The following is a 26,231-nucleotide window of genomic DNA, read 5'->3' on the forward strand; positions in this document are numbered from 1 at the left end:
GATTAAATCCATCTTAACAGATGTCTTTTTTCGAATGTCTACTTAAAGGGGATAATACCACATGAGTGTAGGCTTTTTTGAGTTGCTTATTTTTGCGTTTAGAGTGATATGGATAGCGATGGGGATCGTTTATTTAGCTATGCCTTTCGTTATATTGTAATGTACTTTACCGTGAAAATGCAGATCAAAGCCTACACATTGGCTTTGATCTGCATTTTTGTTTTTATTTTTAAATACAATCTATTTATAATCAATAGCCTCATTCGTTACGATGATTTTATGAATATCGTGATGTTATAAAGGAGACCTATAAAATGAATGCATTAATTCATGCAAAAGATATATATATGGAGTATTTAGGAAAAAATATATTAGATATTGATCATTTAGAGCTTTATCCATATGATCGTATTGGTTTAATTGGTACCAATGGAGCCGGAAAAAGCACGCTGTTAAAAGTATTACTAGGTCAGGTAACGCTAACACAAGGAACTGTAAGAAAAGAAGGGAATTTCAGCTATATCCCCCAATTGGATTCTGTTACCATGGACGAACAAGTCGATTACGCATTGATGGGTAAGTTCAGCATAAACAAATTAAATATAGAGCACCGAAGTGGTGGCGAAGAAACCCGACTAAAAATTGGTCAAGCTCTATCTGGCGACGTACATGCCATTTTTGCAGATGAACCTACAAGTCATCTTGATCGGGAAGGGATTGATTTCTTGATTCACCAACTCTCCTTCTATTCAGGTGCTTTGCTTATTGTTAGCCATGATCGATACGTACTGGATCAGTTAGTCAATAAAATATGGGAATTAAGGGATGGCAGTATTACCGAATACCCTGGCAATTATTCCGAATACGTTATGCAAAAAGAGGCAGAACGAAACAATCAGCACACGCAATTCAAACACTTCATCGCTGAACGCGATCGTTTGGAAAAGTCCATTGCCGACAAAAAAAGTCAAGCTCAAAAAATAGATCAAAAAAAGAAAAAAGCATCGAAAAAGCCCAACACCGAAAGTGGAGGCAGATTAGCTCATCAAAAATCGACAGGCAGTAAGCAGAAAAAATTGTATAATGCAGTGAAAAATATGGAGCATCGAATCGAAATCCTTGGCGATGTAAAGCCGCCAGATCCTACTTCTGCTATTCAGTTTCGTCAAACTCAGTCTGTAGCACTCCATAACTCTTTTCCTATTATTGGTCACGAGATTACCAAACAGTTTGGAGACAGAATTATCTTTGATAAAGCCTCTTTCCAATTCGCACTAGGCGCAAAGATAGCAATCACTGGTGAGAATGGTTCAGGAAAAACAACACTTTTTCAAATGGTCATCAATCATGAAGCAGGCATAACACTGGCGCCAAAAGCAAAAATTGGTTATTTTATGCAAAATGGCTACACATTTGTGGGTAATCAAAACGTGATGAACTATATGCAGGAAGACAGCGAATACCTCATACCCGAAATCCGTTCTGTACTAGCTGCACTAGCATTCTCGCCTCAAGATTTGCAAAAGCAACTATCCGTATTAAGTGGAGGGGAAATAATCAAATTACAGCTTGCAAAAATGCTACTTGGTCAATACAATATCTTACTAATGGACGAGCCAAGTAATTTTCTGGATCTTGCTTCAGTCGAAGCGCTGGAACATTTGATGAGAAGCTATGCTGGCACCATTATCTTTATTTCACACGATGCACGACTCGTAGACAATGTTGCTGATCAGGTGTATACGATAGAGGATAAACAGATTGTCCGTAAACTGTAATTCCCTTTATACTTGCATAACCGTATACAATTTATAGATCAAATGAACCGGAGCTTATGTTGAAATAAGCTCCGGTTCATCTTTTCATATTGCATTGCACTTTGCGTTTTAGCAGGATTGAATTTTAATTTGATAAAAGGGCTTTGGTACGCATGGATTCTTCTCTCTTTCTTGAATCCTGTTTTATCATTCGCCTGATAGAGAATCTACGTTAAAAGCTTTTAGATGTGCCTTTGATCCTTTACTTCAAATTCTGCCATCGTTGGCGTACTGTATTCTATGTAATTTACCGAGCCACTATAATTTAAATAAGCTTCATATCGCATTCGTATAGCAGGTAGTGTAATCAGATCGAGAACTTGTTCTCTTGGCACCCAGCGACATTCACTGGTTTCCTCAGAGATTGTTAGCTGCCCGCCTTCTGCTGTACATACAAAATCAAACATGACCTTTGTTGGAACATCGGTTGTACCGTCATACCATTTATGTACCGCTGTGCTGGAAACCACATTGATCAGATGATTGACAGTAACGTCTATTCCACTTTCCTCTCTGATCTCACGAATCACACCGTCAATCAAGTTTTCTCCAACTTCGGTAATACCACCCGGATACACCCAGCCATCGTCATGAGCTTTAACTAATAAAATATTACCTTTACCATCCTCCACAATGCCACCAGCAGAAACGATATGTGTTGGGAATCCCATTTTCATCCTCCTCAAAGAACATTTTCAAGTATAGATATTTTCGTTTACAAGGCTTTCTTCGATCTTTTATGTATGATGTAAAAGATACCTACTAAAATGACACCCCCGATGCTAACTATTTGAAGTGGATTCGGAAAATGATAGGATGTCACTTTAAAAACAGATAATACTAACAGTGCACTCATGAACATTTGAATAATAAGAATTAGCGTTTGATAACCTTTATCCATCGGTGCCCCTACATTTATAATTATAGCCACCGAAACACCTTGAAAATCACATAGATATAAAAAGCTGAAATTGCGCTATTTAACTCCTCAGGCTGCCAGCCCCATATCATATGTACTATACCAACTATCGTCGGAATAATCTGCCAGCTACTCGCCCCAATAAATATAATAAGTATACCTGTGGTGCTAGTTAAAAAATAGCCTTGGCTCAGAAAAACGTCCAAAATGAAAGTGACCAAACCTCATTTGGGAAGGTGGATTCCTATGCAAAGACATCTTTATTGTAAACAACAACCACGCTCAATACCAAGTCAATTTTTCGCTATTTTGAAAAAAGTCTCGCACGAATCGCAAGCTTTTGCTCCTTTTCTTAGACGAAAAACCAACATCTGCTTCAGCAAAGCAGTACCTATATCGTGATGCTTCATCTGCTGGGAAAAGACCTAGGATTTACCTCCGAACGTGCCTAGCATCGCTTTATTCAAGGGAATGTAAGTCCCATCGTCGAACGTTCCCGGTATAATTGGCGATGCCAAGATCATTGATACGCCCTCAAATGGTTACGTAAGCGACATCAGCCATGCCAATACCGACAGCTTTAACACAAGTCTCTTTTTAGCTTCATCTAACAAAAAAGGTTCTTTTGCTATAATCATGGAAGATGGCAATAGCTTTAAAATACAAATATCTTCGTTGGCATCTTCAACTACGACGATAGCAAATTTAAGGGGCACATTGATAACCTTTTAGCTCATTAACTAGTATTTTGACTATCTTGCTGATATTCTTGATTCCTCTGCTGTTATGTAATTTTTTTCTTTTTTTGGCATAACATCCAAATATCTAGGTAAATTCAACTTATTTTTTAATGTTATGCATATATCAGTTTTGTCTTCCTTTCGTTGAAACTTTTGTCTTACTGTCATCATCTTGGGAATGGTAACATTTGAGATAAGTTCTTCTACAATACTCAATTAAATTTCTCCTTTCTTTATACACAAAATTAATCAATTATTTCTTTTTCTACCAGTTCTCTATATTCATTAAAGTCAGACATTAATTCATCATGCGTACCGCTTGCTACAATTCTTCCATTTTTCATAAAACAAATCATGTCAGAGTTCATGACCGTCGAAAGTCTGTGAGCAATTATAATAGTTGTTTTTCCCTTTCTATAATTATCTATATTCATTTGTATTTTTCTTTCGGTTTCAAAATCAAGTGCTGATGTAGACTCATCTAGAATTAAGATCTCACTATCTCTTATTAATGCTCTAGCTATTGCAAGCCTATGTTTTTGTCCACCTGAAAGTGTAACACCTCTGTCTCCAACCAGTTTTTCTAGTCCTTGAGATTGGTTATCAATCAAGTCACTTATACACACCCTCTGGATAGTCTTCTGAACTTTTTCTTCTGTTTTCGAAGCTCCCATTAATATGTTTGTTTTAATACTCTCTGGGAAAATATGAGGATCTTGCGATGCTATTGCAATATTATTACGTAAAGAATTATTATTGATGTTATTAATGGGAATCTGATCTATAAGTATCTGACCTGACTCAACGGTTTCTAATTTAGTTAGTATTTTTGCTATACTTGATTTTCCACTTCCACTTCTCCCCACTAGTGCGATTTTTTTACCCGCATCTATATCTAAGTTAAGGTCGTCTAGAACAAATGCACCTTGGGGGTGGTATCTAAAAAATACGTTCTTAAATTGAATCTTTTTGATTGGATTCAATAACATTATGTTTCCAGATTGCTCTTTTTGGTATTTGTCTATAGTTCTTAACCGTTCGACATGGACCATTCCTTCTACTAAATCTGTAGAAAGTGTATAACAATCGTTAGTGACAGCTAAAAATCGAGATGCAAATTGATATACAACAACAAAATCTCCAATAGTAATCTGATTACTAATTGTTAAATAACCTCCATAGATTAAAAAGATGATCTGTGTTCTCCATTTCAGCGATTCACCATATATATTTCTTTTATTTATCATTCTTGTCTCTTTGGTTAGTTTTGCAAAGAAATCATAAAATAAACTTTGAATCTTTTTTTTTCAAAATCCCAATTATTGTATGCTATAGCTTCGCGGGTTGAAACTATTCTTTCCTCAATACCTACTAACAAATCAGCACGTGTATTTTGGACGGATGCCGCTGTGCTATGTAGATTTTTTATAAGTCTCTTATTAAGATAGATATAAATTAAGGCAATCCCTATCATAATAAGAGCCATTGAAACACTTGTGGAAAGCAAAAACCATAAGTAAATGCAAAGATATAATGAATTTAAAAGAAGCTTCGGAAAAAGATAAGATATTAAATTAATAATTTGATTGAGATCATGAGTAAATAGATTAACAAATTGCATACTCTTTTGTTTCTGCAATTCATTCATACTTATTCTTTGATATTTTGTGTATTGATCACTAACCATTGCCTCACTAATATGACGAGCGCTATTAAAAGCAAGTATATTAGAAGACCCGTTTGAAGCAAAATATAAAATTGTTACACCAAAAATAATAAAAACATACTTTAACAGGAGATTGAAGTCTGCAGACAACAAAAGTTCATCAATAATTATTCCTTGTAATCTAACCATCATTGAATTTGAGAAGGCAGCAATTATAACTAAAAGCACTACAAAAAATATCCCTAGTTTAGCCTGGGAAAAGTAACTAAGAAACCACTTTAAATTAGTTTTTATCACATCAACTGTCTCCTTGACTTAATCATATTGTAAAATTCGCCTTTATACTTAAATAATTCATCAAAGGTTCCTTCTTCTGCAATATTCCCATCCTTCATAAACAAAATTCTATCATAATCTTTAATTGAAGCAATTCGATGAGCTATTGATATAGTTGTTCTATTTTCAAATAATTTGTTTAATGCTAAAATCACTTGATGTTCATTAAAATTGTCAAGAGCTGAGGTAGCCTCATCAGTTAAAACAATTTTTGGATTCCTGAGAAACATTCTAGCTATAGCGATCCGTTGTTTTTCCCCTCCAGACAAACTACTTCCTTTTTCACTTATAATAGTTTGATATTTATTAGGGAGTCTCATAATAAATTCATTTGCATTAGCATCCATTGCTGCCTTAATGATCTCCTCATCAGTGGCGTTAGGGTTTCCATATCGAATATTTTGCGCTACAGTATCTGCGTAAATAAATGGATCTTGAAATATTATGCCTATATTCTCTCTAAGCTGATGTGGATTAATACTATTTATAGGAATTCCGTCAATTCGGATTTCACCTTTTACAGGTAGATAAAATCTCATTAATAATTTTAGGAGTGTAGACTTGCCACAGCCACTTTCACCGACTAAACCTATTTTTTCACCAGGTTTAATCTCAATGTTTAAACCATCAATAGTGTTAAAATTAGTTCCGTAATTAAATGAGAGTTCTCTTATAGAGATTTCCCCCTTAAATTCTTCATTTACTTTATATTCACTTTGGACTGAATTCTCATCTACGCTGGGTTTTAAATTACTGAAATCAAACACTTTACGGATTTGGAATTTAAGTATTTGTTGTTCTGTAAGTATGTTAACCATCCCTAAAAGATTATCCATTACAATAAAATAGCAGAATAAATAAGCAACGAATGAACCAATTGTCAACTCACCTTTAATTGCAAGATATGAACTAATTAGGATAATGAGAATAAAACCGATATTTATCACTAGGTTTCTAAAAAAGGCTCTTGTATGATTAATAGTTAATAGCTTAAATTCAGATTTTTTATAATTTATAAATGATTTTATAAAGCTGGCATTATCCCAGTCATAGGCATTGTTTAATTTTATTTCTCTTACTCCTACAATACTGTCATAAACTTTTTTGTTATAATCGCCTCTCAATATGTTCGTTTCATTTCCGTATTTAGCCGATAACTTACTAAAATAGGGACCAATAAAATAATTGATAAGAAAAGATGGGATAATTAAAAGACTTAATCTCCAATCAATAGATACTAAATACCCTATGGAAACTAATAATAAAATAACTGATCTAGTTATCTCTGGAAGTATTCTACGGTAGAACTCTTGTATTGCTGTAATTTCAGTATTAAAAAGATTTAAAATTGCTCCTGTAGAAACTTTTTCAATGTAGGGTACTCCTAATTTTCTAAGATGTTCCAGTAGTGAAATTCTTAAATCTGCAACGGGATATTCTTGGATATACCTTAACAGAAGATTTGATATCGATTGGAAGGTTATTAATAACACGATGCCTATTGCTAAAGCTACTAAAATTATATATAGACGATTAAGCGCTCCTTCAGGAATTATGCTGTCAATAATGTATTTTATTGCTTGAGGAGCTACTAGTTGTAGTAATGAAATCAATAAACTAACGAGTAGTAACAAGAAATACTTTTTTCTATATTTAGCTAAATATGAAATTAACCATTTATACAAATTTATATCACTAATCAAAATAATACCTCCTCTGATTTTCATGATTATTATTTTGGAATATTATAGGGATTATCCTTTCTATCAGTTCAAAACAAATATAAGATATATACTTAGCCATTTCGCTATAGCTTGATGTTTGGTTTAATATGTAGCTTTCAACGTCGAAACAACTAACATTAAATTTTTGCGCAAACTTATTAAAAACATCATTGTAATCCAAGGGATGAATATCATTTAATATCAAGCAAGTTCTCATAATTGCAGTTAAACGTTTTAATGATAAAGAAACCTCCAATCTATGGTATATTGCTTTAGAAATGATAGCCCTCTCCTTTTATCATATTGGATAACTTGCCTTTTGTTCTATTGTATTTTTCAGTGTCTACGGCTAGTCAATTTTATGTAAGTCCATCCTATACAATCCAGCACCTATAGTCATTGTAGATGTTTTTCTTCCTTTAGCCAGCGTTCAGTTGACCGATGTCTTCCCAACTTTACGGTATCGAATTCATCATGATCATCGGTTCGAACTACACCGAGTTGTTGAAGGGCCTTATTGACAGCATGCTCACTCGATGTGTCTTCAAAAATGATATGAGTTGCATCCCATACGATTGCATTCTGCGTGCCTACGCCTCCAAAATATTCTACTTCAATATATGCCGTCCTAGAAATCATGGAGAAATCCGAGCACAATTGCTTGATTGATTCTATCAGATAGTCATAATTCTGTACCTTTACCGCTTGTTCATTGTTCAATTCGTCGTAAAAATCGTCACTAATAGGTATAGCGACTATATGTTGATACAGCTCTATCGCGCAAAGATGCTCATATTTCGCCTTATACGTAGTCCATGCTTCCATTGATGTCAGAATTCCATTAAAATAATATCCCATGTTTGAAGTCTCCTTTCATTATATTGATCGCGATACCAAATTTATTGTTATATGTGCTTTTTAGCTTGCTCTTTTACTCCATCAAAACGCCGATGCACTTCCTCTGGATGAAGTATCTGTGCCGAATAATCTTTCACTTCCTCTGTCTGATTGATGGATCGTAGTCTATTTTACGGTTTGGTATAATGAACTTGCACTATAGGCAAAAAGTTCATAATAGACTGACCAGGAACATACTATAAACAATCTTAATAAGAAAGTACAATCTCACCATCATACTTTACAGGAGGTCATACCTATGGATACATACAATCAAACACGGGGCTTTATCCAAAAAAATAACACTCAATTTTACAATAGCCAGTTAGCATTACGTAAAATTGCTGCACTACAAGCAAACCAAACTAGAATCTACGGCATAGATGGATTCGAGCTGACTGAGAACAAAACCCAGCCCTTTTTAGAGCATAGTATTGATTTTGGTAAGTCTATAGACAATTGGGATCAAGCCAGTGCTTTTATTGAAGCTAAAGCACATTTAGGATTAATGTTTGAAATTATTTCGGATGAGTACTGAACTAGCCACCACTCCGATGATTTTTCTTCTATATAAAATCCCTCCTTCTATTCAACACCCGTCAAAACTAGCCATTCCACCAACCTACCAGCACGCTCCATTACAATGCACAATAACCCTAACGGGCTATTGTGCATATTTTCACTAAATCGCCTTAAATCTTTGATTTTTGTTTGAAGATTGTATCAAAAATCACATACAACGTGGAAAAGTTGTTAAGCTACTCTCATATAGAACATCTCTTATTCCAAGGAGAAAGGATTCCTATTATGATGATTGATACTGTACTATGGAGCCGGCTTGTGACTGGATTAACGTTATCCTTTCACGTTATTTTTGCCACGATTGGTGTGGCGATCCCACTGATGATCGCTATCGCAGAGCTGGTCGGAATACGTAAAAAAGATCACCACTACACGCTGATGGCGAAGCGCTGGACGAGAGGCTTTATTATTTCCGTCGCTGTTGGTGTCGTGACAGGTACGGCTATTTCACTACAGCTCGCGCTCGTATGGCCGAACTTTATGCAGCTAGCTGGTAATGTGATCGCTTTGCCACTATTTATGGAGGTATTTGCTTTCTTTTTTGAAGCGATCTTCCTCGGTATTTACCTGTATACATGGGATCGCTTCCGCAATCCTTATTTGCATTGGCTGCTTACGATTCCGATTGTACTCGGTGCATCGATGTCTGCCTTTTTTATCACGACGGTGAATGGATTTATGAACCAGCCCGCAGGATTCTCACTCGTAAATGGACAATTTACAGCCGTGTATCCGTTGCAGGCGATGTTTAATGAAGCAACACCATCTAAAGTATTTCACGTATTAACCTCGGCGTATATGACAGGAGCAGCTCTACTCGCTGCAATTGCCGCCTTTTCGATTCTGCGCAAGGGTGCGACAGATTATACGAAAAAGGCACTCAAGCTCATGATGAGCGTGCTGCTCGTATTCAGCTTTCTGACAGCACTTGCTGGCGATACGGCTGCCAAGTTCCTCGCAGAGCACCAGCCAGAGAAGCTAGCTGCTGCTGAATGGCATTTTGAAACGGAAAAAGGGGCTGACCTGATCTTCTTCGGCTGGCTGAATGCGGAACGCGAGATTATCGGCGCGCTGCACATTCCCAAAGCGCTCAGTTTTCTGGCATTTAGCGATTTTAATGCTGAGGTAACTGGCTTAAATGAATTCCCTGCGAATGAGCAGCCACCATTATGGATTCATTATCTGTTTGATTTTATGGCTAGCATTGGTTTTATTTTATTAGCGATATCGGCGATCTTTTTCGTCTTTTTATTATGGCGTAAGCGAAATGAATACAATCGCTGGCTATTACGCTCGATTGTGCTGGGAGCGCCACTTGCCTTTCTCGCGGTGGAGTTGGGCTGGTTCTACGCGGAGGTAGGACGACAGCCATGGATTATTCGCGGTTACATGCGTGTCGAGGAAGCGGCGACGACTTCGCCAAGTATTATGCCACTCTTCTTCTTATTCTTACTGCTATACATTGTGCTCGGAACGCTATGCATCATCGTCCTGCGACGACTGTTCCGCAACAATCCAGCAGAGGTTGAACTGGAGAAGATCGCGGCAACTCATGCAGCCAAGGTAAAGGAAGAAGGTGAACTGCAATCATGAGCTATGAAATTATCGGAATTTCGGTGCTGTGGATATTTCTGTACGGATATCTGATTGTCGCTTCGATCGACTTTGGCGCAGGCTTCTTCGCCTTTTATGCTCGGGCTACAGGGAAGGATCATCTGATCAATCGACTGATCTCACGTTATCTGTCTCCTGTGTGGGAGATTACCAATGTGTTCTTCGTGTTCTTTTTTATCGGCTTGATCGGCTTTTTCCCGTCTGCGGCGCATTATTATGGCTCGTCTTTGCTCGTACCGGGCAGTATTGCGATTGTGCTGATTGCGATTCGGGGTTCATTTTATGCGTTTGAGAATTATGGCTCGAAAAAGAATATCGTCTTCTTATTTCTATATGGTGCAACTGGGTTGCTTATTCCTGCCTCGTTATCGGTAGCACTGGTGCTGTCCGAAGGTGGATTTATTATGGAAAACAATGGCGTGGTGACGCTGGAGTATATGAAGCTACTTACCAGCCCGCTTGCCTGGAGTATTGTAGCGCTGGCGATTACTTCCGTGCTGTTTATCAGTGCTTCATTCCTAACCTTTTATGCTGATCGGGCGGATGACCAGCCAGCGCTCAAGCTATTGCGCGGCTATGCGTTATTTTGGAGCACACCGACGATTATTGCAGCCTTTACCGCATTTTTGTATTTGAGTCAGTACAATGCACGTCATTTTCAAAATATGATGAATCTATGGTGGCTACTCGGTCTGTCTGTGGTGTTCTTCCTGATCGTGTTGTGGCTGCTGTATAAGGAACGTCGTTATGGCTGGGCATTTATGAGTGTAATGCTGCAATTTGGCTGTGCCTTTTTCGCTTATGGTATCGGACATTATCCGTATATTCTTGATCCGTATATTACGGTGCAGGGTAGTGCGACCGGAGAAGCAATGGGTATTGCGCTAATTGCTGCTTTTATCGGGGGATTATTACTGCTTATTCCATCACTGGCACTCGTCTTCCGTCTGTTCCTTTTTGATGCCGATTATGTCAAAGGCAAACGTTGAGGAGGTTTATCGATGAAACCGAAAGCCGGGCTTCTATATGAGTTCATGCAAACACAGAAAAAACGTACCGGCTGGATACGTCTACTCTCGCTTGCGCTTGGGATCATGACGATTGCGCAAGCGGCACTACTAGCACAGGCGGTGCAGCAGGTTTTCGTAGAGTCTGCGCCCGTACGTGTATGGATACCTATTGTCGCTATCTTGCTGGGCGTGATGCTGCTGCGCACATGGATTGCTTACAGTAATGGTTCGATTGGACTGCGAATTGCCGCGGATGCCAAGCGAACCTTTCGCTCCAAATGCCTACGCTGGCTGACTACACAACCATTACTGTTCGCAAGACAGGGGCAAACTGGCGGCAAGGTCAGCGTAGCCATGGATGCTGTCGATGAGGCAGATTCTTATTTTAGTCAGTACACGCCGAAAATGATTGAGGCTTCGATCGTGCCGCTCATGATTCTAGTTGTCGTCTTTATATTGCATATTCCATCGGGGCTGATTTTGCTATTTACGGCTCCATTTATCCCCCTCTTTATGGCGCTGATCGGTATACAAACACAGAAAAAGTCAGAGGAGAAATTCCAGCAGCTGGCTCAATTTTCGGGTACATTTCTCGATTCGGTACAGGGGTTAGTTACGCTCAAGCTATTCGGGCGTGCTCAGGCGCAGCAGAAGCAGATTGAGCAGCGCAGTTTATCCTATCGCGATTCGACGATGGGCATTTTAAAGGTAGCGTTTATGAACACCTTTGCACTGGAAACAATTGTGATGCTTGGTATCGGTATTGTCGCGCTTGAGCTCGCTTTGCAGCTCGTTGTGTTCAAAACGATGCGTTTTCATACTGCCTTTTTGATCTTGCTGCTGGTGCCGGAATTTTATAATATGCTCAAAAATGTCGGGACTGCCTTCCATGGAGGACGAACCAGCCTGGGGGCGATTCGTACGATTGAAGCCTTGCTGGTAGAAGGAACTGGAGCAGCAAAAGCAGCGGCATCTACAACTGCTTCTGCTTCTGCCAAAGAGCATAACGGGAAGGCAGCGGGAAGCTCAACGATTATTTCTCATGCATTTCATGGATCTGAATTGAAACAGGCTGAATCCTCTTCTGTTATCGCATGGCATGATCTTCAATTTCAATATGGAGACCATGCAGAGAACTTCTCGCTTCATGCAGGCTCACTAGCTATCCCGCAGGGGGCTAAAGTAGCGATTGTCGGACGAAGTGGAGCGGGAAAGACAACTTTATTGCATCTAATTGCTGGACTGCTCAAACCCTCTTCCGGTGAAATTCACTTCTATAATCAGCAATTAACACCAGAGCAAGAAGCAAGCTGGTTAGATCAAATAAGTTATATTACACAGCATCCGTATATTTTTGCCGGAACATTAGCTGAAAATATTGCTATTGCGACAGATCGTGAGGTAACTAGAGCGGAGATTGTTCATGCTGCCGAAGCGGCTGGACTCGCTACACTTCTCACTGAGCTAGAGCATGGCTACGATACCGTCGTTGGTGAAGGTGGTCGTGGCTTGTCAGGTGGCGAGCGACAACGACTGGCACTTGCACGAGCTTTTCTCAAACAGCCGGCTGTACTCTTTTTTGATGAACCGACGACAGGGCTTGATTTGCATACCGAGCATATTTTGCTGGATTCGATGAAACAGCTCTCTCAACATGCTACCGTGATTACGATTGCGCATCGACTGCATACGATTCGCGATGCGGATCTGATTTTATTCGTTGAAGAAGGAACGCTAGTAGCCACGGGTACACATGATCAGCTGCTCGCTACGGTTCCGCAATATGCAGCTATGGTTCGTACACAGCGTCAGGAGGTGCTGGCATGAGTGAATTATCGATCTTTGCACGCGCGATGCTACAGGAACGCAAGGACATTTTAATTTCGATCCTTACTGGCTTTATCGCTGGCATTGCAGGCGTTACACTATTCTCGATGAGTGGCTATCTGATCTCGAAAACGGTCTTTTTGCCGCCGCTATATACATTGATCTTACTCGCAGCATCGGTTAAGCTGCTCGGTCTGGTGCGTGCAGCAAGTCGCTATGGAGAACGTCTCTACTCGCACCGCGCCACCTTTTCACTATTAAGTCGTCTGCGGACGACGTTTTTCTCCAGGCTGCTTCCGCTTTCGCCGCAATGGTTGAATCAGCAGCGTAGCGGTGATCTGCTGGCTAAGATTGTTGGCGATGTGGAGAGTCTGCAATTTTACTTTTTACGTGTTGCTTATCCACCGATTATCGTCATATCGATATTTCTGACAACCGTAGTAGTCACCTCCTTCATCTCGATCTGGATCGCGCTCGTATTTGTCGCTGGCATGATCATCATCGCTTTTGGTGTACCTGCGATTGTGCGCAGAAGTCAATTGAAGCAAACGGGCGCTGTTCAGCAGCTCCGCGCTCAGCTAGCAACGGATTCGACCGAGATGATGTATGGATTTATCGATCTAAAAATATACGGTCGTTTAGCAGAGCATGAACAGCGTACAGCGAAGCTGGCGAGCGAGTTGACGGATGCACAGCAGCAGGATGCAATCCGGCTGTTACGTGGGCAATCCCTCCATTCATTTATGACCTTCTTCATGTCATGGGCAGTGCTGGTCGTTGGTGCCTTATTGATCCTGCAAGGCTCGATGGATGGACTGTTTCTCGCGATGCTAATTATGACTGCAATGACCGTATTCGATGAATCGGCGGCTATGGCAACATTACCTGCTTATAAAAAAGACAGTGAATATGCGGCTAAGCGACTGAACACCGTACTAGCTGAAGCCGAGCTTCCTGCACCCGCATCCCGTATGCTGGAGCCTCAACAGCCTGTTGGGATCGATATGGAAAAGGTATCGTTTCGCTATGATGGCGACTGGCGCTGGACGCTTCAGGATATCTCTCTTCATATTCCTGCCGGCTCCAAAACAGCAATCGTTGGCGCCAGTGGTTCAGGTAAAACGAGCCTGCTGGAGCTCATACTCAAGCTGCATCCACACGTACAGGGAGAGCTGCGCTTGAACGATATATCGATACAGGAGCTGGATCAGGAAAGTATCTGGAAGCAGGCCCGTGTGATCTTGCAGCATAATCACTTTTTTAGTGGTACACTGCGTGACAATCTGCTGTTGGAACAAGATGCTGTATCCGATACTCGCTTGCTGGAGCTACTGGCACAGGTGGATCTCAGCCATAAAAAGCTGGATGACCTCGTCCTGGAAAAAGGCGAGAATCTATCGGATGGTGAAAAACAGCGTCTCGCCTTCATCCGTATTCTGCTGCGCTCTGGCTCACTGTGGTTACTGGATGAGCCAACCTCCTCGCTCGATTATGTGACAGAGCAGCGTGTATTGCAGCTACTGTTCCAGCACGCTAAGGCGGATACACTGATCATGGTCAGTCATCGCTTGACTGGATTAGAGCGTATGGATCAGATTATTGTAATGGATCAAGGACGCATTGTAGAAGTTGGAACATATGATGAGCTGATGCGACAGCAAGGGTATTTTTATAAGCTGAAGAAGTTGGAGATGGATAGGGTCGTTTGATTGTATATAGGCATAAATGAGAGCTAACAAAGCCCTTGAGAGCATTAGTTCTCAAGGGCTTTGTGGTGATCCTACTCGTCATCCAAACCTAAATTTTCAAATGCATATGCTACTTCTATCTATCATTGCTCGACTGAGATGAGCTCAGCGGTTCCTTCACGAACATTGATCATAAACGTTTGAATAGGAACGTCCAAGTACTCTGTAGTCGTCAGTTCATACTGATCTGGCTCGGTTGTTGCCATCATTCGTGCCCATCCCCAATCGCCCCTTCCAGATCCGAATGAGTATGACTTTGATGAATCCTCATGGATAGGTAGTCGTATGTGCTTCTCCTCAGTACCTGCTCGTTCTTTTATGTATAAAACCTCTTTATGATTACGTTGCGAGTTATTTAACAGATCCATTCGATATTCATATTTCCCGTCTGCTGTAAGCTTGAGCGGGTCGCTGCTTACATAGTCATACAGCCAGCCTTCAGCTTGAGATTGAGCCATTCGTACATTGGTAGGTATCAGTACTACTAAAAATACGATAATGATCGTAGCCGCAATGTACTTTGCTAGGAGTGCATCCTTGGACGATTGAGTTAATAATCCGCCAACCGACATAATTAATAGTATTAATGAAGGAATACCTATAATTACTAGCATAAAGCGACTTTCTAAATCCATACTCCTTTGAAAATTAGCTGTTGCTGCTACAATCACCAACAGATTGGAGCCAAAGTTCAAAGCTATAGCAATCCACCATAACGACTTAAACCACCTCTTCATGCTTCTCTCCCCTTAACTTCATTCTAAATTCTTCTTGAGAACCTCTTTCCAATCCGTCCCTACCTTTTTAAAACCGATCGCATCATAAGTACGAGTTGCGGCCACGTTACTGTCCGTAACCACAAGATAAAGTGAATCCAGCTGCTTCCGTATAGCGCTATGAATCGTTTCACGAAGCAGCACCTTCGATAAGCTCCTCCCACGATATGCTGGAGAAATAACGATATACAATATTAAATGGATGCCTTTAAACTTCGAACATACAATACTACCAATCAATTGTTCAGCAGCATATAAGTTAAATGATAAATCATACAGAACAGACCCATACTTTCCGTACCTTAGATGTTCTAGTTCCTGCTCCCACTCAGCTGGCGTCTCGCCTTCATCATCTACTGTATTGTGATACGATTCGTAGAACAAATGCGCTAATTGATTCAAATTATCCCAGTTTATCGCTCCTATAATCATCTCGCCATAATCCATTGCCGCTTCTACAATCCACGTTGGATTCAGTTCTAGCTTCATAATTGAACGTGATTGCTCCATTGCATCGTCTCCCTCGGTAAAATGATTACGATTGACATTCATTCATGTTTCTATTCAAATTCCCACTATAAAATAGGTATACTATGATGGATGCATTGTAATGTGTATTTTACAACGCATACATGAACACTTCTATATTGACAGCTTCTCGATTTGAAGCAATTAGAATAAGAAAAAGACCCATTTCATGCTATAGCATATAATGGGTCTTTTCGATTAGTTCATTTCCATTCCACCAGATACCGGCACATAAGCTCCTGTAATAAAGTCACTATGAGCACTTGCATACAGTAGAACCGCACGGGCAATATCTTCAGGCTGTGCAATACGTCCAAGTGGTGTAATCTGAGCGGTCTGCTGCTTGATTTCAACAGGTGTATATAAAGTAGCATCCGTTTCCACCATACCCGGAGAGATGATATTCGCTGTAATCTGGTGATTTCCTAGCTCATTCGCAACATAGCGAGCAAAGGCATTTAATGCACTTTTAGCCACACCATGAGCGATAAATCCAGCCTGTGCAAAATTGCTTAAGCCACTGGAGATAAAAATCAATTTGCCACTTTGCTGCTCGATCATCGTTGGCGCAACCGCTCGCGCCGGAACAAAGGCTGCCTTCAGCTCATCAGATACCTTTAACTCCAAATCATTCCACGATACATCCATAAATGAAGCCATCGGAAAGCCGATTGACGCATTGCTGACAAGGATATCAATCCTGCCAAAATGGTGAAGCGTCTCCTGCACAAGTGTGTTCATTTGTGCTTCGTCTCTCGCATCTGCTTGAATCGCGATAGCTTTACCGCCCTCCGCTTGAATAGCTGCAACGACCTGCTCCGCTGCGGCAGCATTGCTAAAATAGTTAACGACCACCTTAGCATGCTGTTGTGCCAGCAGACGTGCTGTAGCTGCTCCGATTCCTCGACTTGCCCCTGTAACAATCGCTACTTTATTCATTAACATCAATAAGTCCTCCTTCTTAAAGGATCAACGATTAATCTGTCCTATCCTTCATCCTTTACATTGTCATATAAACGATTTAGAAATGATTGTAGCTGCTCCCTTTCTTCTGCCGTAAATCCTCGTGTCACATAATCATGCGCTTCTTGTACAGTTTGAAGCAGCTCTTTTTTGATATGGGAACCTTTCTCCGATAAATATAAATGATGTGAACGCTTATCCTCCAGATTGGTGATCTTTTTGATCATCTCTTTGCGCTCCAAAGAATGAATCATTCGTACCACTGTCGTCTGGTCGCGATCAATTGCTTCTGCTAACTGCTTTTGATTCACAGCTCGCTCTGTATCCAACACCGAAATGATTCCCCACTGCTCTGGTGTAATCTGATAAGGGCTTAATTTTCTCATAAAATAATTCGTCATTTTCACATCTGTACGATGCACAAGAAATCCAGTCAAGTCGTATATATTCATTGCGTTACCTCGCCATTCTTCAAATCATAATTTTCTGAATCATACGAGATGTTGCATCGACTGTCAATATATACAGGGCTGGATGTCGTGATACGCTGACGCTAGTCAATCACAGCCATTGCATAAGGGTGCTGATGCACATAGCCTGGCTTCCACGGAATATCGAGTCGTCCCCATGTCAACCCATGATCCTGAGAGACATACACACCGTGATTGCTAAATACGAAAAACTCCCCTTGTTCGTTCACATCTAACACTGAAACCAGCGTCCCTTTCGATGGAGGCAGCCCTGCTGTAATGGGTGTCCATGCCTGGTGCTTCTCCTTACGATAAATCATCGAGTCACATTGTCCATTCTGGTACTCATGCGCATGTCGAGGACTAGAGGAAGCTGCCAGAAGTACGATATCTGGATCATGCGGATCAACAGCCAGATGATATACATAATGGTGCTCCAGCCCATCTGCAATATACTGCCAGGTCGCACCATGATCCAGACTTTCGGCATAGCCATGACCGAGATCATTTTCCTTTAAAAAGGAATCACCTAATGCAGCATACAAACGTTTTGGCGCTTGCGCATGGGTATACAATTCATGAATATCACGTGGAGCATGTGGAGATTCAATCCAGGTCATACCATCGTCTGGACTCTGAAATAGACCACCTACCTCAATCGTGGCATACAGAGCATGCGGATCGTGGGGATGAGTCGCAATATGCTTCACATGATGCGTATGCGGTCGCTGTGGGAAAAACCAGCTAGCTTTTGAAGGCGCGTCGGCAAAATCAGTTAGCGTCTCAAAGGACTTGCCCCCATCTATAGACCGTACAATTGAGCTTGGTTCGGTTCCTGCATACAGAATCGATTGCCCTTCATGGTTAGGATTAGCAACTATTTGAAGCACGGTATACACTCGACTGGATTGATCTTGCCGTGCAAACTCACCAAACGAAGGTGCAATATCGATAGCCTGCCATGAAGCCCCGCCATCGTACGTTTTCCACAATCCGCGATCAAAGGTCGCACAGTAGACGATATTACCATCATGCGGATCTACAGCCAGGGATACTGGATTAGCACCCTTGAAAAACGATTGTATATTCCATGTGTTATCCTGTTTCTCGGCGACGAGTAATTCGCGTTCAAGCGCTAAGATGAGCTTTTTCATTTTGAGCCTCCTTTTTATATGCTATAGCATATATTAAATTGTATCCTATATGTTGTCAAATGAGATCTGCATATGCACACGGATATTTTGATCCATCGATTCACTCAACCAAGCGCGCTAGACTATCATTTTCTAGTGCAGTTTATCCGTGAAAGTGAAGGATACTGCCTTCAGAAAATATAATTATTGTTCATTGGCGTTCAGTTATGAGAAGGCTCTCAACCATTTATTTTAATAGCGCCAATTCTTCATTACTAACTGGAAAGTATTGCTTCGTTTGTGAAGGATCAGTATGACCGAGCTCTGTTTCCTTTCCTTGCAGATCAATCAACCCATAGCGCAAGTCTGAGATTGCTCCTCTGTATACATAATACGCTACAGGCGTAGTGATCGTGGGTCTTTTCCCTATTTCTTTTGTAATGTGATAGGGGAAGAAAGGCAATTCTTTATGCTTAGCGGGTACGTCCATTTTATAATTAGCTGACCAGATCTCGTAACGCTTATTGTTTTCGATTTTATAATACGTGATCAAATCATCGGTAGCATCAAAATACACATCAGACTTACCGATCGGAAAATAGCGAATCAATGTCTGTATGCCGATCGTCGGCAATTCCGTTCCTAATGAGACGGTTCTCATACTCAGTACGGCTTCTCTTGCTTGGCGTAGCGATTGCAGTTGATCTGTACGCACCTCATTAGGAATCTTCATAATGATTTGAGCCAGTGTTCCATTCGCAGCTTCACCCGTATACGATTTTTTATCGCCTACTCGACCATAGTCTACTCCGTTATCAATGCGATGTTTTCTAAAATAAACGGTAGAGGAATCGGATACAGGACGCTTACCGTGTTCTTTAATATACCTACCCTTCTCATCTACAACGGCTTCCCAGACTAAGGATTTCACATCATTTGCAATTTCATAATAGCTCACATGATTACCTTCATAATCATAGTAACGGAGTGCTTCTCCTTCTGGAAAATGATACGCGTAGATAATTTCCTCATCTGTACTATTGTATATCGGCTGATCTGCACTCGGTAAATCTATCGCGATCTGACGTGCTTTTACCAGATCCGCTCCCTGATATAAAGTTTTGTAATTAGACTGCTGTTCTGCCGAGCGAATCATCACGATCCGATCTGCACTATTCCAAATAACCTCCGCTCCAAATGCCTCACTAATAAAACGAACTGGAACCAGTACACGATTATTTTTTAAAATAGGCGGCGTTTGTAGTGGCAAGGATTGTGCTCCGAATTGAGCTACTTTATTACCAACTACGACGGATAGCGTATTACGATTGCCTGAGGAATGCACCGTTATTTTTCGCCCCTTCGCATCCCATTGCAAATGAAGTCCTAATGCCTTTAATGAGGATAACGATACCATATTAGAGCCGTCAACATTCACTGGAGGAGCATCCGTCTGGATCTTCTGGCTGTTAATGACCAATTGTACGGAAGACGTGGCGGCAAAAGAAGGGCTGGCATAGCTTGAGATTGCTAATGTAATAATGCTTAATATCATGATACATATAAACGGTGTATATTTCATTAGATAGCCTCCGAAATGAGTTGTATGTAGCCTACTTGTAATAGATGAAGATAATTTAATAAAAGTTTTTCAAGATCAGCTTCTTAAGAGAATATCTTACATATTTACATAATAAAGAATAAAAAATCATCATTTGTATCATTATTTGTATAATGAAAGTTAAAAATGGAAGTTAAAAGCCGGCTGAGAACTGAAAAGACGGTTTCCTATAACAAGTTAACGCTATGCTGGATTTTCCTCATACATAGGACAGATCGTTTGACTGAGATTAGACATTTACCTAGTAGTACAGCATCATCTTTGGTTTCTTTATTATTTAGTTTCTAGTGTAAAGCGACTTCCCAGCCTTCAAATTCCGGCTCTACTGTATAATTTTCATCCACATAACTACGAATAAACTGAGCTGCTCTCATTTCAGCATGCTTCGCATTGCACACTACACCTTCATTATCCATCTCAATTACATTAGCAAAGATCGCATACGCTTGTTCAAGCGCACTCGGTTCTTCAAAAATACAGGAATAATCGATTCCTTTTAACAATGGCATTCCTACCGTACCGTTGGCGATCCAAAAGGAAAATGTTCGTAAGGCTCCACTGAAGGAAGGGCTTAGTTTTTGCATGGTTGTTCTCCTTTATGTGAGATGTGTAATAATTATAATCTTCATGAAATATGAAGTAGCTAACTGTATTAAGAAGATTATCTGTGAAAACAAAAATTGATTAAAGTGCTCATTTCCCCATTGTAATATTTACATTTAAAATCCCATCACTGGATTTTGTAGCATCCACTGTAGCACCTAAAACTTCGGATACAAAGCGAACAGGCACCATAGCTCTAGGAGTCGTTATTTGCGGAGCATTAGATAAAACTTTCATCTCACCATTCAGATAGGCCACATTACTACCCATCGTTAAAACAATTTCTTGTTGATCGTTGGAATGAATGGTAACCTGTTGCTTCACTTTGTCCCAGCTTACAGTTCCTCCCAGTCCTTCTGTTACAAAACGGATAGGTACATACGCAGTTTGAGTTGCTGTAACAATATAAGCTTCATAATCTGTCTTTACATTTTCTCCATTGATGCTTAAATGTATACCCGGTGCTATAGCAGGTATAGCTGCCTGAGTTGATTGAAGCTGATTCGTGTATAGCACTAAACTAATAAGAATGAATAGTAAACTGGTTCTTTTTAACATAATATTGCTCCCTTTATTTTCTTTGATTTATTGATACGTAGCTCTTTTAAGTTTCAGCTTGATTGTATGGATTATTATCAAAACATTTACATAAATGTTATACATATGTTAGCATTTTATTTAGAAATCAGCATTATTTTCTTCATACCGCAAAAATTTTTTTCATATCTAAAGGCGGCACTGTTACGACATTAGTTTTTAGCACTCCCATATGCTAAACAGTTCATATCACAATGCTGATGCTGATCTAGCTAAGAACATTCCATAGATCGATATAAGTTCATTTAAAGTAAATATGGTGTAGATAAATGGCTTTGCAATTTATTTCAAGCTATCGTCTTACATCATGAAAGGTGTAGATGTATTTGGTTATTATCTTTGTATGTACCATCCTTATACTAGCAGCTATGATTTATAGTGCATTTAAGTACAAATCGAAACCGCATATTACAAATACAATTATGGCGGTATTGGGAATATCAGTACTGGTTACTAAGCCAGAGTTTAAACAAGACTTCGAAGCATTGTTTTATATTCTCTTTGTTATTTATATCATTCTAGGAATTATTCCATTAATTCAGTTTGCAACTCGTGCCGCTAAAAAATGATATTCTCATCCGTATAATTACTGCAAGCCCAATCATTCTTTTCGATCATTAAAATCTAGATATGGCAATCTACTATGACCAAAAAGTGCTCTGGATCAGCATTTTGGATGAATGTAGCATAGAACGAAGTGCTGAATTCTCTGGCTTCTTCTGGACTTTCTGAACCTATGCCGAATCTCCCCATCTCTCCAGGGGTATGCCAGACACCATCTGGCGTCAATACTGCATACGTATTAATACTCAATACATCGCGTAAAAAACCTTGTTTATTCACGTACCGATGAATGTAATAGGCTATCTCGGACGAATGTTCTCCTTCCATAACCGTATCCCATTCTTGAGAAGCTTCAGCTATACAACTCTCGAGTTGTGGAGCTAATGTAGCGGGGATCGTTATTCCTTGTATTTCAACGGTAATACCTTCACATTGCTCCTGTTCTATGAAGAAAATATCTTTAATTGGGGCTGCATTAGCTCTTTCGCCTGAACGAAGCAACAACATATTCGGCCACCTTCCTCCAACTTGCCAATCGTCCCATGTAGCATTCGGATTTTCCCAGTAGCCCCATCTCCCTGTCTTTTCATCCCTGGAGCTATAACCGAAAACACTTTGAATCATGTATTCATCAAATGTACTGTATTTCTCTCTATGCGGAATCTGCACACGTCTTAAATGCGCCGGGACTTCATGCTTAAGCGTCATCAGTTGTGCAGAAGGCACACGAAAAATGGCGTGGTACGGCGAAAGCAAACGACCATCCTCCATTTCTACATACTCTGCTGACTCCGATTCATAAGATCGTTGATACTCTTCTTCCACATCAAAAAACTCAAGGTATTCTTGCGGGCAATCTCCCATATTATTTTCTTGAAATGGAGCTAATAAACGCTCCAAATCATGCAAACTGGGTGTAATTACTGCAACAGTAAAATGGCTCATCGTTATGTTCCTTTCCTGGTATGCTTATTCCGTATTATTATTTTAAAAAATGATTTGCTTATGTATTGCTTACTACTTTCTTAACCGACTATACCACACCATTTACAATCTAAAAAACAGTGGCAAGACTCAATAAAAGCGTGGCTTAACTTTTTTATGTTCTTTTTTCTTTATGTAAGCTTAGTAAGCGGTTTACACTATACTTAATCTAGAATGAATAGCAACGGCTAGAAACGTTTATTATTTAATTTATATAAATAAATGGAACAACAACGAAGAGTAGCTACAATAAATTTACTGTTAGCAGTCGTCTCTAATCCCAATGAGGATAGGAATCATCTTGCTCCAAATAAACCTATTTGAAAGACAAGAGAGGCTTGTTACAATAATAACGACATGGAAGAGAAAATCAATAGGAGGTGTGTTTTACTACTCAATGCTCTATCCGCTCTACCATCCCACTACCAAACGGAGGATTACACACATTATGGCACGCACCTGGTTCCCCCGACTTCAAGGCAACAGCCGTGGCTGTCTTGCCTTTGAGCCTTTTTTTCTGATTCCGTACAGCATGGTAATGACTTACGCCACGCTGTATATGTACGAGCTTGGTGTAACCGAGACGGCAATCGGCTGGATTACGACGCTGAGTTTGATTGTTCAGGTTATATCTTCTTTTTTAAGCGGTTATTTGACCGATCGACTCGGTCGGAAGCGAGCGGTGCTTTATTTTGATCTACTCAGCTGGACGCTGGCTACGATTGTGTGGGCGGTATCGCAAAATGTATGGTTCTTTGTATTGGCAGCGCTCTTGAATGGCTTGCAGCGTGTTCCCTCGACTGCTTTTTATTGTCTCGTTGTTGAGGATACGCGCCCGTCCGACCGTACTTATGTATTTACGTTATTGCAGATTATTAGCGTGATTGGTGGCTTGTTTGCACCACTTGGCGGGCTGCTTGTTTATTCCTATGGGTTGGTCGATGGCACACGGATCATGTATTGGATTGCTGCAATCTCGATGACCTTCCAATTTATCGGTCGACATCTGACAACGAAGGAAACCGAGATGGGTTATCGTAAAATGCAAGAAACTCGCGATCTTGGGCTCGGTAAAAGCTTGCTTGATTACGCTGGAGCAATTCGTGAAATTACAGCCAGTCGTTCGCTCTTGCTCATTTTCGGTGTATACGTATTGTTCAATTTCCAGACCACCTTAAAAACGACCTATCTCTCGTTATATATGGCGGATTACTTACATATTGATAATGATCTGATCTCTCTGGTGCCAGCGGTGTCTTCGATTGTTATGCTCGTGGTGTTATGGCTACTTACGCCTCGTATTCCAGAACAGGCCATGTACAAATCGATGATGGCTGGCTTCGGATTATCGGTCATTTCCAATGTTATGCTCGTGGTGGGTCCAATTACCGAGCTGGCATGGGTGGCACTCAGTACGGTGATTGCCGCGGTCGGTATGATGATTAGCTCGCCTTATCTGGAAGCGGCTGTTGCCAATGCGATTGATGATAATAAGCGTGCGAAGATCTTCTCCATGCTGTCTGTACTTATTTTGCTGATCACGTCACCAGCGGGTATTATTGGCGGCTGGGCGTATACATTTGATCCACGCATTCCAATCTGGTTGATGATTATTGCATTTGCGCTTGCCTGTGTACTGACGGTTCGTTATGAGCGTCATCATAAGACGCTAGCTGCGTAGAGGCTGGATGTGCTAACGTAATTTAGCATCTAAACCAAGCCGCAGTACATGTAAATGGCAATGTTATGCTGCAACAAGATAATGTGCAACAAGAATAAATTCAAGTTTGTGGATTGATATAGGTACGTTTATCATAAGGCAGCGCAGATCACAGACTTCGAATGCAGGTGCGTCCAGGTACATTTGAAATTAGTATTTTAAATTCCTATTTTGCGGAGCTAGCTATATACAGCCCCATGCAATGTATGTAAAACCAAACTTAAAAAGAGAATTCCAGCTCTCTCTATCCACACAACAGGTGCGGTATACGAGAAACAGGAATTCTCTTTTTACATGCTTTTATAATGAAGCTATGTTCCTTAGCTTACGATTCGGATTTGAGCTTGCCGTTAATGTAATCCAGCGCGCTTTGACCAATCTTCTCAGCCGGTGTGATCCCACGGAAACGCGTCCATATATCGCGATCTACCATATACACATGATGATTCTTCACCGCTTTTAGATTTTGCCATACCGGTAGCTTCTTCCACTCATTAGTAATCACCTGTGAATCATCGGTAGCAATAAAGATGATATCGGGATCAATCGCCGTGATCGTTTCCAAATTCACCTCTTTATAAGGCTCATTCTCACTACCCTGAACTACATTTTCAAAACCAATATCGCTCAGCACTTCCCCTGCATAGGAAGTGGTGGAGTGCGCATTGAAGTCACCTTTACGCGCTACACCGACCAGCACCTTTTTCTCTGGCAAAGCTTCGACCTGCTTCTTCATCGCAGCCATCATCTTATCATGCTGCGCCAGACGTGCTTTTGCTTCGGATTCCTTGCCTACTGCCTTCGCAATCGTTTCAAAATCCTTGAGGCTATCATCGTAAGAGCCTTTACGACTGTTCAAAACAATGGTAGGTGCGATCTGATCCAGCTGATCCTTCACCTTCGAATGACGATCGGTATCGGCGATAATCAGATCCGGCGCTGCGCCTGCGATCTTTTCCAGATTAGGTGTTTCGCGTTTGCCCAGCGGTATATATTCAATTGGCTTGCCTGCCAGCTTCTCCATCGCTTTCGGCTTATCATCATCTGCGATTCCTACAGGAGTAATACCAAGTACGAGCAGATCATCTACGAATGACCACTCTAGTGCGACCACATGACTGGCTGGCTGCTTCAGCTCTGTCGTCCCCATATCATGCTGAATGACGATGCTTCCTGCTGTAGACGTAGCGTTGTTTGCAGAAGAGGTAGCGTTAGATGATGCTCCATTTCCACAGCCAGCTAATAGTGCGGCACAGACTCCTCCCACCATCAGATGCTTGAACCAGGATTGAACTTTCATAACATGATCTCCTTTATGTACATATTTCATATGATAATGATAATTATTATCAACTTGAACAGTATACATGATGTCTTATTCTCTGTAAACCT

Annotated in this window: 23 protein-coding genes; 7 read left to right on the plus strand and 16 right to left on the minus strand. The window is 40.6% G+C overall.

Annotation, left to right across the window (positions count from 1 at the left end):
- Positions 1–314 precede the first annotated feature (314 nt).
- Positions 315–1,778, plus strand: a complete 1,464-nt coding sequence (gene abc-f, locus IEX62_RS20185) for a ribosomal protection-like ABC-F family protein (protein WP_188777665.1) — start codon at positions 315–317, stop codon at positions 1,776–1,778.
- Between the two features lie 221 nt (positions 1,779–1,999).
- Here abc-f and IEX62_RS20190 read toward each other — a convergent pair whose 3' ends face one another.
- The 6 genes from IEX62_RS20190 to IEX62_RS20215 form a co-directional block, all read right to left on the minus strand.
- Positions 2,000–2,488, minus strand: coding sequence for an NUDIX hydrolase (locus tag IEX62_RS20190; protein ID WP_188777667.1), 489 nt, complete (start codon positions 2,486–2,488; stop codon positions 2,000–2,002).
- A 1,000-nt stretch (positions 2,489–3,488) separates the two neighbouring features.
- On the minus strand, positions 3,489–3,692 hold the full coding sequence (locus IEX62_RS20195) for a hypothetical protein (protein WP_188777669.1): 204 nt from the start codon (positions 3,690–3,692) through the stop codon (positions 3,489–3,491).
- Positions 3,693–3,721: 29 nt separating this feature from the next.
- Positions 3,722–4,723: an ABC transporter ATP-binding protein gene (locus IEX62_RS20200; protein WP_188777671.1), complete on the minus strand. Its 1,002-nt coding sequence runs from the start codon at positions 4,721–4,723 to the stop codon at positions 3,722–3,724.
- A gap of 14 nt (positions 4,724–4,737) precedes the next feature.
- Positions 4,738–5,439, minus strand: coding sequence for an ABC transporter transmembrane domain-containing protein (locus IEX62_RS20205; protein ID WP_188777673.1), 702 nt, complete (start codon positions 5,437–5,439; stop codon positions 4,738–4,740).
- Entirely contained in the window at positions 5,436–7,181 is a 1,746-nt protein-coding gene (locus IEX62_RS20210) for an ABC transporter ATP-binding protein (RefSeq protein ID WP_188777675.1), read from the minus strand. The genes IEX62_RS20205 and IEX62_RS20210 overlap by 4 nt, the downstream gene beginning before the upstream one ends.
- A gap of 417 nt (positions 7,182–7,598) precedes the next feature.
- A complete protein-coding gene (locus IEX62_RS20215; protein ID WP_188777677.1) occupies positions 7,599–8,060 on the minus strand; it encodes a hypothetical protein in 462 nt (153 codons plus the stop codon).
- A gap of 298 nt (positions 8,061–8,358) precedes the next feature.
- Between IEX62_RS20215 and IEX62_RS20220 the strand changes: the two genes are divergently transcribed.
- From IEX62_RS20220 to cydC, 5 genes are all read left to right on the plus strand, one after another.
- Positions 8,359–8,637, plus strand: coding sequence for a hypothetical protein (locus tag IEX62_RS20220; protein ID WP_188777679.1), 279 nt, complete (start codon positions 8,359–8,361; stop codon positions 8,635–8,637).
- A gap of 269 nt (positions 8,638–8,906) precedes the next feature.
- Complete coding sequence (locus IEX62_RS20225) at positions 8,907–10,274, plus strand: cytochrome ubiquinol oxidase subunit I (protein ID WP_188777681.1); 1,368 nt, start codon at positions 8,907–8,909, stop codon at positions 10,272–10,274.
- Positions 10,271–11,284 (plus strand): cytochrome d ubiquinol oxidase subunit II, encoded by a 1,014-nt coding sequence (locus tag IEX62_RS20230; RefSeq protein WP_188777683.1) that lies wholly within the window; start codon positions 10,271–10,273, stop codon positions 11,282–11,284. Before IEX62_RS20225 ends, IEX62_RS20230 begins: the two co-directional genes overlap by 4 nt.
- A gap of 12 nt (positions 11,285–11,296) precedes the next feature.
- A complete protein-coding gene (gene cydD / locus IEX62_RS20235) occupies positions 11,297–13,132 on the plus strand; it encodes a thiol reductant ABC exporter subunit CydD (protein WP_188777685.1) in 1,836 nt (611 codons plus the stop codon).
- Complete coding sequence (gene cydC / locus IEX62_RS20240) at positions 13,129–14,841, plus strand: thiol reductant ABC exporter subunit CydC (protein ID WP_188777687.1); 1,713 nt, start codon at positions 13,129–13,131, stop codon at positions 14,839–14,841. Before cydD ends, cydC begins: the two co-directional genes overlap by 4 nt.
- 122 nt (positions 14,842–14,963) lie before the next feature.
- Here cydC and IEX62_RS20245 read toward each other — a convergent pair whose 3' ends face one another.
- The 9 genes from IEX62_RS20245 to IEX62_RS20285 all read right to left on the minus strand — a co-directional run bounded on the left by IEX62_RS20245 (position 14,964) and on the right by IEX62_RS20285 (position 23,080).
- Positions 14,964–15,617: a hypothetical protein gene (locus IEX62_RS20245; RefSeq protein WP_188777689.1), complete on the minus strand. Its 654-nt coding sequence runs from the start codon at positions 15,615–15,617 to the stop codon at positions 14,964–14,966.
- Positions 15,618–15,635: 18 nt separating this feature from the next.
- Positions 15,636–16,166, minus strand: a complete 531-nt coding sequence (locus IEX62_RS20250) for a GNAT family N-acetyltransferase (RefSeq protein WP_188777691.1) — start codon at positions 16,164–16,166, stop codon at positions 15,636–15,638.
- 216 nt (positions 16,167–16,382) lie between these two features.
- Positions 16,383–17,129, minus strand: a complete 747-nt coding sequence (locus IEX62_RS20255) for an SDR family oxidoreductase (protein WP_188777692.1) — start codon at positions 17,127–17,129, stop codon at positions 16,383–16,385.
- Positions 17,130–17,170: 41 nt separating this feature from the next.
- Complete coding sequence (locus tag IEX62_RS20260) at positions 17,171–17,599, minus strand: MarR family winged helix-turn-helix transcriptional regulator (protein ID WP_188777693.1); 429 nt, start codon at positions 17,597–17,599, stop codon at positions 17,171–17,173.
- Between the two features lie 101 nt (positions 17,600–17,700).
- Positions 17,701–18,771: a beta propeller repeat protein gene (locus IEX62_RS20265; RefSeq protein ID WP_188777694.1), complete on the minus strand. Its 1,071-nt coding sequence runs from the start codon at positions 18,769–18,771 to the stop codon at positions 17,701–17,703.
- 226 nt (positions 18,772–18,997) lie between these two features.
- Positions 18,998–20,332, minus strand: coding sequence for a copper amine oxidase N-terminal domain-containing protein (locus IEX62_RS20270; RefSeq protein ID WP_188777695.1), 1,335 nt, complete (start codon positions 20,330–20,332; stop codon positions 18,998–19,000).
- A gap of 323 nt (positions 20,333–20,655) precedes the next feature.
- Positions 20,656–20,955, minus strand: coding sequence for a DUF7677 family protein (locus tag IEX62_RS20275; protein WP_188777696.1), 300 nt, complete (start codon positions 20,953–20,955; stop codon positions 20,656–20,658).
- Between the two features lie 109 nt (positions 20,956–21,064).
- Positions 21,065–21,532 carry a copper amine oxidase N-terminal domain-containing protein gene (locus IEX62_RS20280; RefSeq protein WP_188777697.1) on the minus strand — a complete coding sequence of 156 codons (468 nt, stop codon included), beginning with the start codon at positions 21,530–21,532 and terminating at the stop codon, positions 21,065–21,067.
- Positions 21,533–22,195: 663 nt separating this feature from the next.
- Positions 22,196–23,080 (minus strand): hypothetical protein, encoded by an 885-nt coding sequence (locus IEX62_RS20285; RefSeq protein WP_188777699.1) that lies wholly within the window; start codon positions 23,078–23,080, stop codon positions 22,196–22,198.
- A 487-nt stretch (positions 23,081–23,567) separates the two neighbouring features.
- On the opposite strand from IEX62_RS20285, the gene IEX62_RS20290 reads away from it, so the two are divergent.
- Positions 23,568–24,800, plus strand: a complete 1,233-nt coding sequence (locus IEX62_RS20290; RefSeq protein WP_188777700.1) for an MFS transporter — start codon at positions 23,568–23,570, stop codon at positions 24,798–24,800.
- 364 nt (positions 24,801–25,164) lie between these two features.
- On the opposite strand, the gene IEX62_RS20295 is transcribed toward IEX62_RS20290, so the two are convergent.
- Positions 25,165–26,139, minus strand: coding sequence for an ABC transporter substrate-binding protein (locus IEX62_RS20295; RefSeq protein ID WP_188777702.1), 975 nt, complete (start codon positions 26,137–26,139; stop codon positions 25,165–25,167).
- Positions 26,140–26,231: the final 92 nt, after the last annotated feature.

Origin of the sequence: Paenibacillus hunanensis (assembly GCF_014645615.1) — a bacterium.
GTDB classification, from domain to species: Bacteria; Bacillota; Bacilli; order Paenibacillales; family Paenibacillaceae; genus Saccharibacillus; species Saccharibacillus hunanensis.

What these genes read in the sequence shown, in the direction of transcription:
- IEX62_RS20190 (WP_188777667.1), bottom strand. Translation starts at nt 2,488, where the DNA reads ATGGGATTCCCAACACATATCGTTTCTGCTGGTGGCATTGTGGAGGAT.
- IEX62_RS20230 (WP_188777683.1), top strand. Translation starts at nt 10,271, where the DNA reads ATGAGCTATGAAATTATCGGAATTTCGGTGCTGTGGATATTTCTGTAC.
- IEX62_RS20285 (WP_188777699.1), bottom strand. Translation starts at nt 23,080, where the DNA reads ATGAGCCATTTTACTGTTGCAGTAATTACACCCAGTTTGCATGATTTG.
- IEX62_RS20215 (WP_188777677.1), bottom strand. Translation starts at nt 8,060, where the DNA reads ATGGGATATTATTTTAATGGAATTCTGACATCAATGGAAGCATGGACT.
- IEX62_RS20290 (WP_188777700.1), top strand. Translation starts at nt 23,568, where the DNA reads ATGGCACGCACCTGGTTCCCCCGACTTCAAGGCAACAGCCGTGGCTGT.
- IEX62_RS20220 (WP_188777679.1), top strand. Translation starts at nt 8,359, where the DNA reads ATGGATACATACAATCAAACACGGGGCTTTATCCAAAAAAATAACACT.
- IEX62_RS20250 (WP_188777691.1), bottom strand. Translation starts at nt 16,166, where the DNA reads ATGGAGCAATCACGTTCAATTATGAAGCTAGAACTGAATCCAACGTGG.
- IEX62_RS20275 (WP_188777696.1), bottom strand. Translation starts at nt 20,955, where the DNA reads ATGCAAAAACTAAGCCCTTCCTTCAGTGGAGCCTTACGAACATTTTCC.
- IEX62_RS20225 (WP_188777681.1), top strand. Translation starts at nt 8,907, where the DNA reads ATGATGATTGATACTGTACTATGGAGCCGGCTTGTGACTGGATTAACG.
- IEX62_RS20255 (WP_188777692.1), bottom strand. Translation starts at nt 17,129, where the DNA reads ATGTTAATGAATAAAGTAGCGATTGTTACAGGGGCAAGTCGAGGAATC.
- IEX62_RS20200 (WP_188777671.1), bottom strand. Translation starts at nt 4,723, where the DNA reads ATGATAAATAAAAGAAATATATATGGTGAATCGCTGAAATGGAGAACA.
- IEX62_RS20245 (WP_188777689.1), bottom strand. Translation starts at nt 15,617, where the DNA reads ATGAAGAGGTGGTTTAAGTCGTTATGGTGGATTGCTATAGCTTTGAAC.
- IEX62_RS20260 (WP_188777693.1), bottom strand. Translation starts at nt 17,599, where the DNA reads ATGAATATATACGACTTGACTGGATTTCTTGTGCATCGTACAGATGTG.
- IEX62_RS20280 (WP_188777697.1), bottom strand. Translation starts at nt 21,532, where the DNA reads ATGTTAAAAAGAACCAGTTTACTATTCATTCTTATTAGTTTAGTGCTA.
- cydD (WP_188777685.1), top strand. Translation starts at nt 11,297, where the DNA reads ATGAAACCGAAAGCCGGGCTTCTATATGAGTTCATGCAAACACAGAAA.
- IEX62_RS20270 (WP_188777695.1), bottom strand. Translation starts at nt 20,332, where the DNA reads ATGAAATATACACCGTTTATATGTATCATGATATTAAGCATTATTACA.
- IEX62_RS20295 (WP_188777702.1), bottom strand. Translation starts at nt 26,139, where the DNA reads ATGAAAGTTCAATCCTGGTTCAAGCATCTGATGGTGGGAGGAGTCTGT.
- cydC (WP_188777687.1), top strand. Translation starts at nt 13,129, where the DNA reads ATGAGTGAATTATCGATCTTTGCACGCGCGATGCTACAGGAACGCAAG.
- IEX62_RS20265 (WP_188777694.1), bottom strand. Translation starts at nt 18,771, where the DNA reads ATGAAAAAGCTCATCTTAGCGCTTGAACGCGAATTACTCGTCGCCGAG.
- abc-f (WP_188777665.1), top strand. Translation starts at nt 315, where the DNA reads ATGAATGCATTAATTCATGCAAAAGATATATATATGGAGTATTTAGGA.